14 protein-coding genes are annotated in these 15,816 nt (G+C 62.2%); 7 read left to right on the top strand and 7 right to left on the bottom strand.

Annotation, left to right across the window (positions count from 1 at the left end; translation table 11 throughout):
• Positions 1–434 precede the first annotated feature (434 nt).
• The 3 genes from IEX85_RS20310 to IEX85_RS20300 all read right to left on the bottom strand — a co-directional run bounded on the left by IEX85_RS20310 (position 435) and on the right by IEX85_RS20300 (position 3,348).
• Positions 435–1,271, bottom strand: a complete 837-nt coding sequence (locus tag IEX85_RS20310) for a sugar phosphate isomerase/epimerase family protein (protein ID WP_188862456.1) — start codon at positions 1,269–1,271, stop codon at positions 435–437.
• A gap of 17 nt (positions 1,272–1,288) precedes the next feature.
• Positions 1,289–2,113, bottom strand: coding sequence for a VOC family protein (locus IEX85_RS20305; protein ID WP_188862455.1), 825 nt, complete (start codon positions 2,111–2,113; stop codon positions 1,289–1,291).
• Between the two features lie 308 nt (positions 2,114–2,421).
• Entirely contained in the window at positions 2,422–3,348 is a 927-nt protein-coding gene (locus IEX85_RS20300) for a helix-turn-helix domain-containing protein (RefSeq protein WP_188862454.1), read from the bottom strand.
• 367 nt (positions 3,349–3,715) lie between these two features.
• On the opposite strand from IEX85_RS20300, the gene IEX85_RS20295 reads away from it, so the two are divergent.
• The 4 genes from IEX85_RS20295 to IEX85_RS20280 all read left to right on the top strand — a co-directional run bounded on the left by IEX85_RS20295 (position 3,716) and on the right by IEX85_RS20280 (position 7,659).
• On the top strand, positions 3,716–4,627 hold the full coding sequence (locus tag IEX85_RS20295) for an MBL fold metallo-hydrolase (protein ID WP_188862453.1): 912 nt from the start codon (positions 3,716–3,718) through the stop codon (positions 4,625–4,627).
• Positions 4,628–4,835: 208 nt separating this feature from the next.
• On the top strand, positions 4,836–5,852 hold the full coding sequence (locus IEX85_RS20290) for a TRAP transporter substrate-binding protein (protein ID WP_188862452.1): 1,017 nt from the start codon (positions 4,836–4,838) through the stop codon (positions 5,850–5,852).
• An 8-nt stretch (positions 5,853–5,860) separates the two neighbouring features.
• Complete coding sequence (locus tag IEX85_RS20285) at positions 5,861–6,376, top strand: TRAP transporter small permease (protein WP_188862451.1); 516 nt, start codon at positions 5,861–5,863, stop codon at positions 6,374–6,376.
• Entirely contained in the window at positions 6,373–7,659 is a 1,287-nt protein-coding gene (locus tag IEX85_RS20280) for a TRAP transporter large permease (RefSeq protein WP_188862450.1), read from the top strand. The genes IEX85_RS20285 and IEX85_RS20280 overlap by 4 nt, the downstream gene beginning before the upstream one ends.
• A gap of 646 nt (positions 7,660–8,305) precedes the next feature.
• Here the strand turns inward: IEX85_RS20280 and pobA are convergent.
• The 3 genes from pobA to IEX85_RS20265 all read right to left on the bottom strand — a co-directional run bounded on the left by pobA (position 8,306) and on the right by IEX85_RS20265 (position 11,139).
• Positions 8,306–9,514, bottom strand: coding sequence for a 4-hydroxybenzoate 3-monooxygenase (gene pobA, locus IEX85_RS20275; protein ID WP_229722035.1), 1,209 nt, complete (start codon positions 9,512–9,514; stop codon positions 8,306–8,308).
• Positions 9,515–9,764: 250 nt separating this feature from the next.
• Positions 9,765–10,637, bottom strand: a complete 873-nt coding sequence (locus tag IEX85_RS20270) for an oxygenase MpaB family protein (RefSeq protein WP_188862448.1) — start codon at positions 10,635–10,637, stop codon at positions 9,765–9,767.
• A gap of 73 nt (positions 10,638–10,710) precedes the next feature.
• A complete protein-coding gene (locus IEX85_RS20265; RefSeq protein ID WP_229722030.1) occupies positions 10,711–11,139 on the bottom strand; it encodes an NUDIX hydrolase in 429 nt (142 codons plus the stop codon).
• Positions 11,140–11,224: 85 nt separating this feature from the next.
• Here IEX85_RS20265 and IEX85_RS20260 point away from each other — a divergent pair, with 85 nt between their 5' ends.
• Positions 11,225–12,409 (top strand): MFS transporter, encoded by a 1,185-nt coding sequence (locus IEX85_RS20260; protein ID WP_188862447.1) that lies wholly within the window; start codon positions 11,225–11,227, stop codon positions 12,407–12,409.
• Between the two features lie 60 nt (positions 12,410–12,469).
• Here the strand turns inward: IEX85_RS20260 and IEX85_RS20255 are convergent, their stop codons facing one another.
• The gene (locus tag IEX85_RS20255; protein WP_229722029.1) at positions 12,470–13,150 is read right to left on the bottom strand and encodes a type 1 glutamine amidotransferase domain-containing protein; all 681 of its coding nucleotides are present in this window, start codon (positions 13,148–13,150) and stop codon (positions 12,470–12,472) included.
• A 235-nt stretch (positions 13,151–13,385) separates the two neighbouring features.
• Here IEX85_RS20255 and IEX85_RS20250 point away from each other — a divergent pair, with 235 nt between their 5' ends.
• Together IEX85_RS20250 and IEX85_RS20245 are read left to right on the top strand one after the other, a co-directional pair.
• Positions 13,386–14,669, top strand: coding sequence for a maltoporin (locus tag IEX85_RS20250; RefSeq protein ID WP_188862446.1), 1,284 nt, complete (start codon positions 13,386–13,388; stop codon positions 14,667–14,669).
• A gap of 136 nt (positions 14,670–14,805) precedes the next feature.
• Positions 14,806–15,675, top strand: coding sequence for a MalM family protein (locus IEX85_RS20245; protein ID WP_188862445.1), 870 nt, complete (start codon positions 14,806–14,808; stop codon positions 15,673–15,675).
• Positions 15,676–15,816 lie beyond the last annotated feature (141 nt).

Here is a 15,816-nt window from a genome sequence, read left to right as displayed (position 1 = left end):
CGCTGTTCTACAAGGAGAACACGCGGATGCTGTTCGGCGATGCCAAGGAAAGCGTCGATGCGCTGCTGAAAGCCCTCAGCCACTAAGATCGCGATTGCGGCGGCCCTTTTCGGGTCGCCCTGAATGGGAAAATGCCAGCCGGCTTTGCCGGCTGGCATTTTTTTTCTTGCCGTCATTCCCGCGCAAGCGGGGATCCAGCAGTTCCCGGCGTTTATGGATTCCCGCATTCGCGGGAAAGGCGGCGCCTCGGGGCTGGCGGTGCCTCTAAGGTGATTTCATTTCGAATGATGAAAAACAGCCGCTAACTCACACTTAACTTTCCCACTAATCCGCGAACAACCTTTTTGGGGGGGAGCGGTTCTCTGTAGGAGCGGCGCGCCGCCGCGAATGCTTTTCTGCGGTGCCGATTTTTTCGCACGGTACGCGCGCGCCCCCTACGACAGTCCGTCCAGCAGCCATTGCCGGGAGCGGGTGGCGTGTTGCAGCGCCTCGTCGGTTGACAGTGCCAGGTACTTGTCATTGAAAATGTCGAAGACATAGTCGCCCCGGTAGCCGGCGTTCTGGAAATAGCTCACCAGTTCGCGGATTTCTTCGCCGTGGTTGCCTTCGCCCGGGTAGAGGCGATAGTGGCGTGCGATGTCGATCTGGTCTTCGAGTGCAGGAATGGCGCTCATGGCGAAATCCGAGAGCTGCACCAGTCCGATGCGTTCGGCCGGTATGCCGGCGAGATCCTGCGGCCGTTCCGCCTGTGCCAGCAGGTGAAAGCTGTCGACCACCAGGTTCAGGTTGGGGTTACCCGCCCGTTCGATGACCTCCCAGGCCAGACGGCAGCTGTACACCGCAGGCGCCCAGGACAGCGGCTTGAAACCGATGGAGATGCCCAGCGGCGTTGCCAGTGTTGCCAGAATGCGCAGGTCTTTTGCGGTGCGCTCCATATCGGGCGCGGCATGGGCGGAGGTGGCAGGCGTCACGATCAACTGGCGACTGCCGAGTCGCTGCATCTGGCGCAGATAGGCTTTGGCGAGTTCAAGCTTGTAGGCCAGGATGCGACCGGAGTGTCCGCCAAAGTCTTTCACTTCCTGCAACGCGCTGATGCGCAGTCCGCTGTTGCGGACCCGTTCGATGGCGCCGCTGACCCCGTCCGGTGAGCCGGAAAGGTCACGGGCGCCCAGTTCTATGGCATTGAAGCCGGCATTACTGATGGCCTCGAGTTTCTGTTCCAGCGAGCCGGTCAGGCTCAGTGTGCTGATCGCGAAGTTGGGAGCTGTCATCCTGATAGGGTCCTGCGTCACGCCTGGGGAGCAATTTGGATGTCGAACGCCGCGTCGCCGATTGGAAGGCGCAGGGAAAATGCGCCGGCGTTCAGGGCGTCGGCTTGTATTCCGTTGGCCTGCAGGTGGCGAATCAGTGCAGCCGGATCCGCTGCCGTCAGTCGCAGCGCCGAAATCCCCTCGTCGGCGAGATCGAACGCCGATCCGGCCTTTTCCGCGATTTCGATCATGAAGCTATGGTCGGGGCTTTTGAGGCTGGCGTCGCCCTGTGTTTCGAAGCCGAACAGGCGGCACAGGAAGTCCCGCCATTCGTCACCACGTCCAGCGCCCGTCGCGAGCGTCAGGCCGGACAGGCCCGCAACGGCGTGGGGCTGAGTGTCTTGGGCTGGGAGCGGACGAAAGTCGACGTCGTAGATACTGAGGTCGTCACCGTAGCGGTCGACGAGGTAGATCTGGGTGCCGCCTATGCTTTCGATGGCAGGAATGTTGAGTTCCATGGCGCCGGCGGAGGTGCTGGCGTCCCAGGCACCCTGGTCCAGCAGCAGCTGGTAGGCGGTTGTGGCGTTCGGCACGCGAAGCGCCATGGCGCAGATCGATGGCCCGTGCTGGCGGGCGAACTCCTGGGCGAAACTTCCGGCTGTGGCGTTGACGATAAAGTTGACGGCCCCGGACTGGTACAGCGTCACGTCCTTGCTGCGATGCCGGGCGGTGGCGCGAAAACCCAGTAGTCGCAGGATATCGACCAGAGCGGTCGGGTCGGATACGGCGAACTCGACGAATTCCAGGCCTTCGATGATAAGGTTCCCTGCCTCGTCTTCGGTCACTGTCGGGCGGTTCTGCATAGGGTAAAGCACTCCCTGAAGGTCATTGAGCCCCTGGGTGGCGGGGGCGGGTCTGCCTGCAAGATTGAGTATAGGCATTTCCCGGTCGGCGATGCTGTTAATAATATAGGGTATTTTATATATAGAAGTATAAATATAAAAAAGAAGTGTAAAGAAGAAATAATCGGCTTAAAAGTTCTTCTGGCGCTGGTTGCGCCTCGTCGGTTCGGAAAGCCCGTCAATACCCGCCTGACACCCTTGGTCGCACGGCTCTCTTATTATTTGATACGTATTGTGTATTTTATGTGATTTTCATGTCGGTGACGGGATCAGGGTGACTCCTGAGTGGTATCGAAGTTGTTGTCGCTGCGAAAACGGCCGGCGGTGACGCCGGTAGTGCGCTTGAAAAAGCGGGAGAAATAGGCGGGATCCTGAAAGCCCAGTGCGTAGGCAATTTCGTCGAGGTTGCTGCTGGTGTAGATCAGACGGCGTTTGGCTTCCAGCAGCAGGCGCTCCTGTGGCAGCGTCTTGGCGGTTTTGCCGAGAAGGCGCTTGCACAGCCGGTTCAGTCTCGCCGGAGAGGTGCCAAGTGCATCTGCGTAGCGCTCGATGGTCCAGTGCTCGCGAAAATGATTTTCAATCAGTCGTCTGAAGCCGACAAGGGTATTGCTCGGTGTGCTGCCGGATTCACTCGCCAGACCCTGCTGGTCGAGCTGGCGCCTCAGCGTCATCAGTGCCGCGCGTGACAGCCATTCGCACATGAGGGCACGGCCAGTGTCGGAGCGATTGAGCTCGCACTCTATCTGCTCGAGCAGCTGTTGCAGTTGCCCGAGCAGAGGGGCTTCGAGCGCAAAGGTGTGCGGGCGCTCGAAAAGGGGGGCGAAGTAGGGGGCGCACCGGCTGTAGTGCTCGCCGGTCAGCATTGGCTCGGCCAGCGTCAGAACCCTGCCCTCGGTGTCCGGCGCGAACCGAAAACCGTGCACTGCGCCGGGGGGGAGGGTAATGGCGCAGGGATGCTCGAGGCGGTGCACCGTCTCGTCCAGTTGCACCTCCACTGCACCGCGATACATGCAGATGGTCTGGAACATGCGGCCATGGCGGTGTGGCCTGATAACCCAGCCGTGCAGGCTGCTGCGGCTGAAAATGTTCTCGATATGCACGAACCCCGGGTCTTCGATAGCACCGCTTTCGCCGTAGAGGGCGAACAGGGGAATCGGGGATGTCTCGTTGCTGTTGTCTGTCTGACTGTTCTTCAAAACGATGGCCCTCTGAAGTCCGGGCGCCGGGCGGTAGCGCGTACGTCTGGGGGCAGGATCGCCTGGAACGTGCGAAAAGTACAATTATTTAATCGAAAAGTGAATATCTTAATTATTGTGTGGCCGTGATTATAGCCCCTTTGCCGGTTGTCGATCTGACGCTGCAGCGGAATGTACAGGTCGCGTGCTTCGACCGCATCGCACCGCCACGCGTCAGTGCAATAACCGGCGTCGTCGCAGACCGAAGCCGCAGCCGTTTCGCGGTGTGCCGGCGCGCAGCATGGGCGGGTATTAAACCGCCCCGTACCTCTGCCAGCAGGGCAGTGCTGGTCTAAAGTTCTATGAATCGACCCCAAGGGTGATAACAATGAAAACTTTCAAATCCCGCCTGGCGACGCTTGCGCTCGCCACTATCACGTCTCTCCCCATCACCGCGTCGGCCCAGACCGATGTCGTGATTCTCGGCACCGGTACCCCTGTTCCAGACGCCGATCGCTCCGGTCCCGCCGCAGCGGTGGTATACAACGGTCAGGCCTACGTCTTCGATGCCGGCGGCGGCATGGTGCAGCGCGCGATCGAGGCGGCGCAGAAAAAGGGCATCGAGGCGCTGTATCCCACCAATATCAAGCACCTGTTTCTGACCCACCTGCACAGCGACCACGTGCTCGACTATCCGGAACTGGCTGCGACTTACTGGTGGCGCCGAACCGAGCAGCTTAGCGCATACGGCCCGAGCGGGCTCCAGGCGATGACCGATGGCTACTACGAGATGCTCGATACCGATATCAAGTTGCGCACCGCCGGTCATCAGCCGATAAAGAATCCCACCTTCTATCAGGTAAAGGTCGAAGAGCATGACAAGGGTGGCTGGGTCGTCACCGATGGCGATGTCAAAATCGAAGCCTTCGAGGTGGAGCACGGCGAGATCAAGCCGGCGTTCGGTTATCGCATCACCACGCCTGACAGGGTAGTGGTCATATCCGGTGATACGGCCTACAGCGAGAAGCTGGTGGAAATGGCGAAAGGCGCCGACGTACTGGTGCACGAAGTCATCAACGAGGCGGGCCTCTCCAAGCTGTCGGATTTCTGGCAGAGCTATCACGGTTCGTCCCACACCCGTACTAGCGAGCTGGCGAAGATCGCCAGCGAAGCGCAGCCGGGGCTGCTGGTGCTGACCCATATCCTGCATTACAGCGCGCCGATCGAGTCGACACTCAGCGAGGTGCAGCAGGGTTACGCTGGCAAGGTGGTACTTGCCAATGACCTGGATATCTACTGAGCATCCGGATACCTGGCTTCATATATCGAATACGATATGAAAAAAGCTTCAAAAGTCATTTTCGGATATCGTTTCGAGTCTATATCTTAGACTTGAACCAATCGGTACGCGCCTGACTGACGGACGTTTTCGCTTTCTTGAATCGCCTGAACGTCCACACCACACTTTCGGTCGAGTGCGTGCCATAAAAAGAACGAAAGGTGAACGGATGAACAAACTGACCACTCTTGCCGCTTCCACCCTGCTCGGTCTGTTGCCGCTAGCCAGCGCCCAGGCTGCGGAATACAACCTGCGCTTTGCACATTTCTGGCCCGCAACCTCGGGCATACATACTGCGTTCGAATCCTGGGGACAGGCTCTCGAAGAGGCGTCGGACGGGCGTATCGAAGTCGAATTCTATCCGTCACAAACGCTGACGAAAGCGCCCCAGAGCTACGATGCCGTGAAAAACCGCATTGCTGACGTTACCGCCACGGTGCAGGGCTACAGTGCCAACCGTTTCCCGCTGACCCAGGTGGTCGAACTGCCGGGCATGGCCAAAACCGCCGCTCAGGGCTCCTGCGTCATCCAGTCGCTGTACGACGAAGGCAAGATCAGCGGCGAATATGACGATACCCACGTTCTCTACGTCTTCACCCATGGTCCGGGCGATATCCATACCAAGGAAAAGGCGATCCACAAGCCCGAAGATCTGGCAGGCCTGAAGATTCGCCGCCCGACCACCGTCGTTGCGGAACTGCTCGAGGGGCTGGGCGCTCAGCCGGTTGGCATGCCGGCACCGGAAACCTATCCGTCGTTGCAGCGTGGCGTAATCGACGGTGTCGCGATGCCTTGGGAGGGTATCAAGAGCTTCCGCCTCAACGAAGAGACGCAGCACCACACCGAAGTCGGTCTCTATACCCTGTCGTTCGTCGTCACCATGAACAAGGGGATCTACGACGGCATGCCGGAAGAGCTCAAGAAAATCGTCGATGAGCACTCCGGTCAGGTCTGGTCCCAGAAGCTGGCGACGGCATTCGACGAACTGGACCGCCAGGGCCGCGAGGAAGCAGCGGCGGCGGGCCACGAGATCATCACCCTGGAAGGCGGCGCCGAGAATGCGGCCTGGAAACCGGTTCTGGACGCAGCCGCCGAGAAGTATCTGAACGAACTCGAGGAACGCGGTCTGCCGGCGCGTGATGTCTATGCCCGCGCCCGCGAACTGAGTGCTAGCTGCGGCAGCTAAGAGGTCCGATGATGAACTGGCTGGTAAAAGCTGTAGACGCAGTCTCGCTGATCCTCTACCGGATCAGCGGCCTGCTGCTGATATCGATGATGCTGACGGTGGTGGTGGATGTCGCTGCCCGCAGTCTGTTTGCCGTGACCGACGGCAGCGTCGATCTTACCTTTGTCGGCGGGATCGAGTTGGTGAAGTTCGGGTTGCTGTTCTCGATGCTGTTTGCCTTTCCGTACGCGGTCGACAAAGGACAGATCGTGGTTGACCTCTTCACCCACAACCTGCACGAGCGCACACTTCAGCTGTTCGACGGCTTTTACACCGTCTGCTTCGGTGTTTTCGGTGCCTTGCTATGCTGGCGCTTCTACCATGCCGCCGGTGCTGCCGGGATGAGCGGCGAACTGACGCAGGACCTACTGCTGCCGATGGCGCCGATCTATGCGGTCGCCTCGGGGGCGCTGGCGCTGCTGGCGCTGCGTGGCTTTATCAGTGGCATTCTTGAACTTCTCGGGCGTAAGGAGCGTACATCATGAGCGCACCGGTAATCGGTTTACTCTGTGTCGCCGTGATGCTGGTGATGATCGCGCTGCGTTGCCCGATTGCGCTGGCAATGGCCGGTGCGGGTGTGATTGGCTTTGGCACCATAGTGGCTTTCGAGCCGGCGGTCGCGATTCTCGAGGCGGGCCCGTTCGAAACCCTCAGCAACTACAGCTTCAGTCCGATTCCGATGTTTCTCTTGCTCGGTGTGCTGGCGTCGAAGGCGAACATGTCGAGCGAGCTGTTTAATGCCGCCCGTTCGCTGTTCGGCGGCTGGCGCGGGGGCATGGCGTTGGCGGCGGTATCGGCCTGCGGCACCTTCTCGGCGATCTCCGGCTCTTCGGTAGCGACCGCTGCGAGCATGTCCCGCGTCGCGCTGCCGGAGATGCGCCGCCACGGCTATGCCGACTCCCTCGCCACCGGTACGCTGGCGGCGGGTGGTACCCTGGGGATCATGATTCCTCCGAGCATCGCGCTGCTGCTGTACGCACTGATCACCGAGCAGTCCGTCGGCGACATGTTCATTGCCGGCCTGATTCCGGGGATCCTGGGCCTGGTGCTCTACTGCATCACCATTGCCCTGCTGGTGCACTACCGCCCGGATCTGGCTCAGCCCGGTGAACCGACCAGCCTGAAGCAGAAAATTGTCGGACTGCGCGGTTTCCTGCCGTTCATGTTCATCTTCGCGGTCATCATCGGCGGTATCTACAGCGGTCTGTTTACGCCGACCGAAGCGGCGGCCATTGGGGCCTTCGCAACCCTGGTCGTGGCGCTGTTCCGCGGCATGGGCTGGCGCGACCTGATCGATGCGGTGGAGGAGACCCTGGCGCTGTCGGCGATGATTTTCTTTATGATCGTCGGTGCCGAGATCTTCGGTTACTTCCTGTCGGTTTCGCGGATATCGTTTTACCTGACCGACCTGGTTGGCGGGCTTGGACTGTCGCCTTACGCGGTACTGTTCTGCGTGCTGCTGCTGTTCATCCTGCTCGGTTGCGTGATGGATAGCCTGGCGATGCTGCTGCTGACGGTGCCGGTGGTGCTGCCGCTGGTGCTGGAAGCCGGTTTCGATCCGGTCTGGTTCGGTATCGTTGCCGTTATCACCGTCGAGCTTGGCCTGATCACGCCGCCGGTAGGCATGAACGTCTTCGTTATCAAGAGCGTGGCGCCGGATGTCGGCATTGGCCAGATATTCAAGGGCGTATTCCCGTTCGTGCTCTCCGACATCGTGCGCCTGGCACTGCTGATCCTGTTCCCGGTGCTGGCGCTGGGCCTGGTGTAGTAACGGACCGCCGTACAGCTCAAGCACTAAATAGCCCCGGGGTTTGCGCCCCGGGGCTTTTTTTTAAAGCCTGTAGGGCACCTTGAGTGCAGCGAAGCGTGCCGAGATGTTACGGTGCCGTTCGCTTCACTCAGGCGAAGCGCACCGCAGCGCATCGTTGCGGTGCGCCTCGTTGCACTCAGGGCGATGGGTTGCGCTGCGCTCCACCACATCCTACGAAGCACGCGATACCACAGGCTTCGGTAGGATGCCCCGGGGCCTGTTTTAAGTTCAGCCCGTAGATCGCCCGGGCGCAGTCCGCAGCCTGAAATGGGTACCGCGCATGTTGGGTTACGCGGCCGGCATTTGCTCCTGCAATACCGGCATTTCTGCAGTCCAATGCGGTCGCCAGCGCCGCTAGACCCAACCTATTTTTGGCCTCTGGCTTCACGCTAATCTGCGAAGCGCCTGTTTCATCGTGCTGAAGCGGGAAGGGGACGTAGGGTGCCCTGAGTGCAACGAAGCGCACCGCATAGACGTATGCGGTGACCGGCACGCTGCGCCTGCGTTATCTCTCATCCTTTGCGTTCCCGCGCACGTACGGCCAGCCACAAAAAAGCCCCGGAGTTCCGGGGCTATTTGAAGGCGGGGCGAGGGGGCTACGGCATCAGTCCTTGAGGTCTTCGTACGGCAGGCCGACGTACTGTTCGGCAATCACCTTGCGGCCGTTTTCGGAGCCGAGGTAGTAGTTCAGCTCCGACTCCATGAAGCGATTGAAGGTCTGTCCCTCGAGGCCGTTGCCACCGAGTTCTGCGCCGAAGTCGTGCAGCATGTTGGTCATCCACCAGGAGAAACGCTCGCCGTTCCAGACGCGGCGCAGGGCGATTTCCGAGTACTGCTCGATGCAGCTGCGGTCGCCGCTTTCGTAGACGCGGGTCATGATCTTGTACAGCGTCGCCACGTCGGAGGCGGCAAGGTTAAGGCCCTTGGCGCCGGTCGGCGGCACGATATGGGCGGCATCGCCGACCAGGAACAGGTTGCCGTACTGCATCGGCTCGCAGACGAACGAGCGCAGCGGCGCGATGCTTTTCTCCAGGCTCGGACCTGTCTGTACGTTGGCCGCGGCTTCCGGCGGCAGTCGGCGTTTCAGCTCGGTCCAGAAGTCGTCGTCGCTCCAGTCTTCGGCGTTGTCGGTCAGCGGCACCTGCAGGTAGTAGCGCGAACGGGTGGCGGAGCGCTGGCTGGCAAGGGCGAAGCCACGATCGCTCTTGGCGTAGATCAGCTCGTCGTGGCAGGGCGGAGTGTCCGCCAGCAGACCGAGCCAGCCGAACGGATAGACGCGCTCGTGTTCGGTACGGATCTCGGCCGGGATGGTCTGTCGGGAAACACCGTGGAAACCGTCGCAGCCTGCGATGAAGTCGCACTCCAGTCGGTATTGCTCGCCGTTCCGTTCGAAGGTGAGGTAGGGCTGATCGGACTTGACGTCGTGGGGCTGAACCTCTTTGGCTTCGTAGTAGGTTTCGAGGCCCGCGGCGGCGCGGGCTGCCATCAGGTCGCGGGTAATCTCGACCTGGCCATAGCAGACGACCACATCGCCGCCGGTCAGCTCCTTGAGGTCGATGCGGGTGGCGTTGCCGTTATTGGAAATGACGAAACCTTCGTGCACGTGACCTTCCGCATCCATGCGCTCGGAGACGCCGGCTTCGCGTACCAGATCGACAAAGCCCTGCTCCAGGATTCCGGCGCGAATGCGGCCCAGTACATAGTCGCCGGTGACACGTTCGACGATGATGTTCGAGATTCCCTGCTTGGCCAGCAGCTGGCCGAGCAGAAGACCGGAGGGACCTGCGCCGATGATGGCTACCTGGGTTTTTATGGTTTTCATGGGGCATTTACCTCGAATGTGAATTGACGCTCCCTGAGCGGGAATAGTGTCATGATTCCTTTTTCGGCCGGCAAAGGGTATGCAACTTCCCCTTATTGTCTTGTACTTTTTCGACAGGACGAAAAAATGGTCGCTCCGTCGCTCCGTCGCAGCGGCAGCAGGCGTGCTGGCGCCTACATCCAGCATAGCGTTTCGAGGCCGGTTTCACTCCGGGAGGCGAACAGAGAATCCGCTCACCCTGCTATACGGCTATGCCCATGCGGCGGCGGGCGCGATGGGAGGCGCCGTTGCGAATGGCCCATCTGAGCGTGCTCGCCATCTGATCCATACCTGCGCGGGTGAGCCGGCGCCTTGCCGGCCCCGGCGTCAAATTCGCCATCCGGCCGGCCCAGTCCGGCAGCAGGTCGATGGCGGCGGCCGTCATCAGGCGGCCGACCGGTTGCGTCATGCGGTTGGGCGAAGGCGCCTTCAGCAACAGCGACAACACCTGCGCGGTACGCTCGTCATAGCGCAGTCGGGGGCGCATGCGCTGCAGGTAGGCATCGATGTCCGGCCCCGTGCGCGGGATGTCGGTCGCGCCCAGCGCCTCAGCGATACGGGCGACCTCGTCGTAGTAGCGGTCCCGGTCGCTGGCGCTGATTGCCGGATCGCAGTAGCGCTGATAGGCCTTGAAGAAGCTGCTGACTTCGGCGACATGCACCCAGGTCAGCAGTTGCGGATCGCTGGCGGCGTAGGACTGCCCGTCGGCGGTGGTGCCGGATACCGCCGAGTGAATGTTCCTGACCCTGGCGATGAGCCTCTGGGCATCGGGCGTGGTGGCGAAAGTGGTAGCGGCGATGAACTGACTGGTGCGGCGCAATCTGCCGAGCATGTCGTCGCGAAAGCGTGAGTGATCCCATACCCCCGCCAGGGCAGCGGGGTGAAGCATCTGCAGCATCAGGGCGCTGATGCCGCCGCACAGCATCGAGGGGAAATCGCCATGCACCCGCCAGCAGATGCTTTCGGGGCCGAACAGGCCGGGATCCCCGGCGGGATGTTCGTAGTCGATTTCGCCAAGCGCCAGTCCGGTCAGTGCAAAGACCTGTCGTTCGATACGTTTTCGGATGATCTCCATGTTCCGTTGTCATGCCAAAGCCGGAGAAAGTCACATTCTATCGGGCTTTGCCCTGCAGGTAACGGGTCGGCACTCAGCAGGCATCCAGCTGCTCCAGGATCGGCAGAACAGTGTCGGTCAGCGGGTAGTGCCCCTCGCGCAGTTGCCACAGCGGAATCCAGCGGGCATCGGCGGCATCGTCCGCGGCGACCGGGTCGCCGCCGAGCCAGTCGCATCGCATCACCACCAGCAGATAGTGGTACTGAAGCTGCGCATCGTCGCGGGCGATGATATCGAGAACCCGGATCAGCTCCCGAGCCTCGGCCCGGACGCCGGTTTCCTCGACCAGTTCGCGCAGCGCCGCCTGAGCCACCGTCTCGCCGGGTTCGATCTTGCCGCCGGGAAAGCTCCACAGGTCCTTGTTGGGCGCGCGCCCTCTCTTGACCATCAGGGCTTCGCCGTCGCGGATGACGACCGCGCTGGCGGCGGCGATCGGCATCATTGGCGTATCCGGGTGCTGCACCTGCTTCTCCTGGGTTCTTCGGTTGCCGGGGAGGCCAGTATAGCCGACTACACTGTCCGTTATCCCGGTCGTTCGGAGAGAAGCGATGCGCAAGGCCCTGCCGTCCAGCATCTGGGTGCTGGGGTTTGGTTCGCTGTTCATGGACATATCCTCGGAACTGATACACAGCCTGCTGCCACTGTTCATGGTGACGGTGCTGGGCAGCTCGATGATCACCGTCGGGCTGATCGAGGGGGTGGCCGAGGCGACGGCGGCGATTACCAAGGTGTTTTCCGGTGCGCTCAGCGATGCCCTCGGGCGTCGCAAGTGGCTGATGGTGACCGGCTACGGCCTGGCGGCGCTGACCAAACCGCTGTTTCCGCTGGCGCCGAATGCCGCCTGGGTCTTCGCAGCCCGATTTATCGACAGGCTTGGCAAGGGAATACGCGGAGCGCCGCGCGACGCGCTTATCGCCGACATTACGCCGGCGGCGCAACGCGGAGCGGCTTATGGCTTGCGTCAGGCACTGGACTCGGTAGGTGCTTTCGTCGGCCCCGGGCTTGCGGTGGTCTGCATGCTGCTGTTCGACGACGATATTCAGGCGGCAATGTGGGTTGCGCTGTTTCCGGCGCTGATTACAGTGCTGCTGCTGGCAGGTTTCGTGCGTGAGCCGGAAAAGGCGCTGCCGCGCGAGCGGGGCCCGCTGCCGCGGCTGTCAGCGCTGGCGCAGATGCCGGTGCGCTACTGGCTGGTGGTGGGTCTGGGGGCGGTGTTCACGCTGGCGCGCTTCAGCGAAGCCTTTCTGGTACTGCGAGCCCGCGATGTCGGTCTCGATATCGCCTGGGTACCGCTGGTCATGCTTGTGATGAGCGCCTGCTATGCGCTTGGTGCCTATCCGGCCGGCGCGGCCGCCGACCGCATGCCGGCACGGCACCTGCTTCTGCTGGGGCTTGTGCTGCTGATCGCCGCCGACCTGGTGCTGGCCCGGGCCGCCACGCCCGTCATGGCCTTTGCCGGTGCCGCACTCTGGGGCGGGCACATGGCCTTCACCCAGGGGCTGCTGTCAAAACTGGTCGCCGATACCTCGCCAAAGGCGCTCAGGGGAACCGCATTTGGCCTGTTCAATTTCGTTACCGGTATTGCGCTGCTGCTGGCAAGCCTGATCGCAGGCTGGCTGTGGGACGGCTTCGGACCTCAGGCCTGCTTCCTCGCCGGCGCGCTGTTCGCCGCCCTGACAGCCTGCGGTCTGCTGCTGTACGACCGTTCCGGTGTACGATCCGGTGGCGTGTAGAAGCGGTGCCGCGTCGCGAATGCTGTTACAGATCGGGCAAGGGGTACGCAGGCAAACGACTCAGCCCAGCAGCTGCAGAAGTGCCCGGGCGGTCGCTGCCGAGGAGGCCGGGTTCTGTCCGGTAACCAGGCGACCGTCGCTAACGACGTATTCCTGCCAAACGTCTGCACGGCTGTAGTGCCCGCCGTTGCTGCGCAGCATGTCCTCGATCAGAAAAGGTACGATGCCGGTCAGGCCGATGGCGTCCTCCTCCTGATTGGAGAAACCGGTCACCTTCAGACCCCGAACCAGCGGCTCCCCGGCGCTGAAAGCATGGCGCAGTGCCGCGGGGCCGTGGCATACCGCGGCGACCGGCCGGCCGCTGGAGTAAAGCGCCTCGATCAGCGCGATGCAGTCGCCATTCTCGGCCAGGTCCCAGAGCGGGCCGTGTCCGCCGGGAAAGAAGACGGCGTCGTAGTCGCCGGCGTCCAGATCCTCAAGCTTGCGGGTGTTGGCCAGAGCGTCGGTGGCGTCGCTGTCGGCGCGAAAGCGGTCGGTGGCCGCTGTTGCGGCTTCGGGCTCGTCGCTTCTCGGGTCCAGCGGCGGTTGCCCCCCGGCCGGTGACGCCAGGGTGATGGCGCAACCGGCATCCCTGAACACGTAGTAGGGGGCCGCGAACTCCTCCAGCCAGAAGCCGGTTCTGTGCTGGCTGTCGCCCAGCCGGTCGTGGGACGTCAGGACCATCAGGATACGCTGGGACATAACGGCACTCCGCTTGGTTAAACGCTAATAAAAGTAGCAGATACAGCCGATGTCCGAGTCTGTCCCGCTATCAGCCTCTTTCTAATCCCCCTGGGTCGTCCTGAACAAATCGCCGGCAGGAGGATGTGGCGTAGCGCGCCCGGCGCCATCCTGTAGGCCTTCCGGCGAAGGGCCGGACAGGCCCGGCACAGCGGTTTGCCCGGGTCGCTTCCGATAACAACAACAGGACAGACAGATGGCATCTGAATCCCGCATGCTCATGAGAGCGCCAATGCTTGGCGCCGCAATTGCAGCGACCGTCTTCTCCAGCGCGGCTTTCGCGGTCGACTTCCACGGGTATCTGCGTTCCGGAATCGGCGCCACCTCCGGTGGCGGTGATCAGGCGTGCTTCCAGGCTGCCGGGGCGCCGGCGAAGTATCGTCTTGGCAATGAATGCGAAACCTATGCCGAGGTGGGGTTCGGCGCTGAGCTCTACAATCAGGATGAGCGCAGTTTCTACCTCGACACCATGATCGCCTACAAGTCGAACCAGGCCAACGACTGGGAAGCGGCGCTCGGCGACAACGGTGACGACGGCAATCCCTACGACAATTCGGTCGCATCGGTGCGCCAGTTCAACGTGCAGGCGAAGAATGTGATCGATGCCTTGCCGGGCGCCACGCTGTGGGCCGGCAAGCGTTACTACAAGCGCCACGACGTCCATATCAACGATTACTACTACTGGGACCTGTCCGGTCCGGGCGCGGGTATCGAGGACATCGACCTGGGCTTCGGCAAGCTGGCCCTGGCCTGGACCCGCAATACCGACGGCACCTGGGTCTATGACGGTGCCGGGACCGGTACCAATGTCGCCAACGATACCGTCGACGTCCGTCTCGGCGACCTCGAGGTCAACAAGGATGGCATGCTGGAGCTCGGATTCGACTACGGCAGCGCCAATCTCAGCGAGATTCAGCGGGACGATCCCGGTTTCGAGGATCAGAAAGGATATCTGTTCACCGTCGAGCATACCCAGGGCAACTGGTTCGGCGGCTTCAACAAGCTGGCGCTGCAGTACGCCACCGACGGCATGGTCGGAACCGGGCACAACAACAGCGCCGCCGGCGACGGCGACATGTTCCGCCTGGTCGACCAGGGCGTGGTCAAGCTTGGCGCCAATACCGAGATGATGTACGTGGCCATCTACGAGGACAAGGATCTGGACGCCGGTAACGGTCAGACCTGGACGTCGTTCGGTGTGCGGCCGGTGTACAACTGGAACGAGGTCATGAGCACCGCGCTGGAGCTGGGATATGACCTCGTCGAGCCACAGGGTGACGGTGACGATGCAGATTTGGTCAAGCTGACGCTTGCGCAGCAGTGGTCGGCCGGCCGCAGCTTCTGGGCCCGGCCGCAACTGCGAGCCTTCGTGACCTACGCGCGCTGGGATGGCGATGTCTATAACGCCGCCAGCGAATCGATCGATATGGGCGAGGATGATGGCCTCACCTTCGGCTTTCAGGTTGAAGCCTGGTGGTAGACGTCGGTCGCGGGCGCGGCCTTGCCGCAGTCGCCCATACCCCTTCAGCATGATTTTTGCCCCCGGGCCGGCGCGTGCCGGGGGCTTTTTTCGTTGTGGCCCGGGGGTTCCCCGGGCCCGACGTGGGAGAAATATCATGAAAACCTTAGTAAGCCTGCCGCTCCTCTGCATCGGGCTCTGGCTGGCGACACCGGTCCAGGCACAGCCGTCAGTGCCGTCCTCGGCCCCGGCATCCTGCTGCCAGACGCTCTCGACCCTGCCGTTTCGTGATCTGCCGGTCGGAGCGAAGCTGTCCATCAGCATCTCGGACGATACGCCCCGTTTTCGCTTTGACGAGGGTGACAGCCGTTTTGTGGCGTTTCGCCTGCCGGATGCCGGCCGCTCCTTCGAAGTGACACTGACCAGCCTGGTGGCCGAGGAAGTATTTCAGCCCCGGGTACTCCTGCTCGATAGCGCCATGCGCCCGACCCGCGTGTTCGACGCGGACGCCTTTCCCTATCGTCCGGCACGGGGATTCGCACCCGACGCGCTGCAGGGACGCCTGCGTATCGACGGCGAGCGTTACCTGATCGTTTACACCACGCCGTATCAGCGAAGCGGCGCCACGCGCCTGGAGCATCCGGCCAAGACCTTCGCCCGGGCTCACGGCAATGAGCCGCCCAGCATTCCGGATCCGGTCGTGCCCCACGGCGACACCGGCCTGATTGAAATCAGGCTCGATGCGCAGGGCGGCTTTGCGCCGGGGCAACGGTTGCTGCAGCCGTTGCTGGCGGTGGCCGGGACGGCTGGGGCAGAAGCGGCGCAGGGGACAGTGGCGCCCCCTGAAGCTGCGCAGGAAGACGCGTTGCCCGAGACCGAGCGCTATTTTCGTGGCGCCATCGACGCGGCTTTAAGCAGCGGGGATCTGGACCGCGCGCTCAGACTGGCGGAAGAGGCCCGAAAAGCCGGGGCAGAGGGCGCGCGCAGCCATCTGCTGGAGCGGCTTCAGTCGGGGCTCGAGGGTTGATGCCCGGGCTACTCCTCCCCACTACGCCCGGACCACTTCGGCGGGGGAGGATGCGGCGCGGGCACGTCTCGACGACGATGGTGAGGTTCCTCAGACTGTGCCCCTGCGGGGGCTAAAAGAAAAACAAGCTTACGGGTAGTA

Source organism: Marinobacterium nitratireducens, from assembly GCF_014645375.1.
Lineage (GTDB): Bacteria > Pseudomonadota > Gammaproteobacteria > Pseudomonadales > Balneatricaceae > Marinobacterium_A > Marinobacterium_A nitratireducens.
This window is presented reverse-complemented; position numbering and strand designations above follow the sequence as displayed.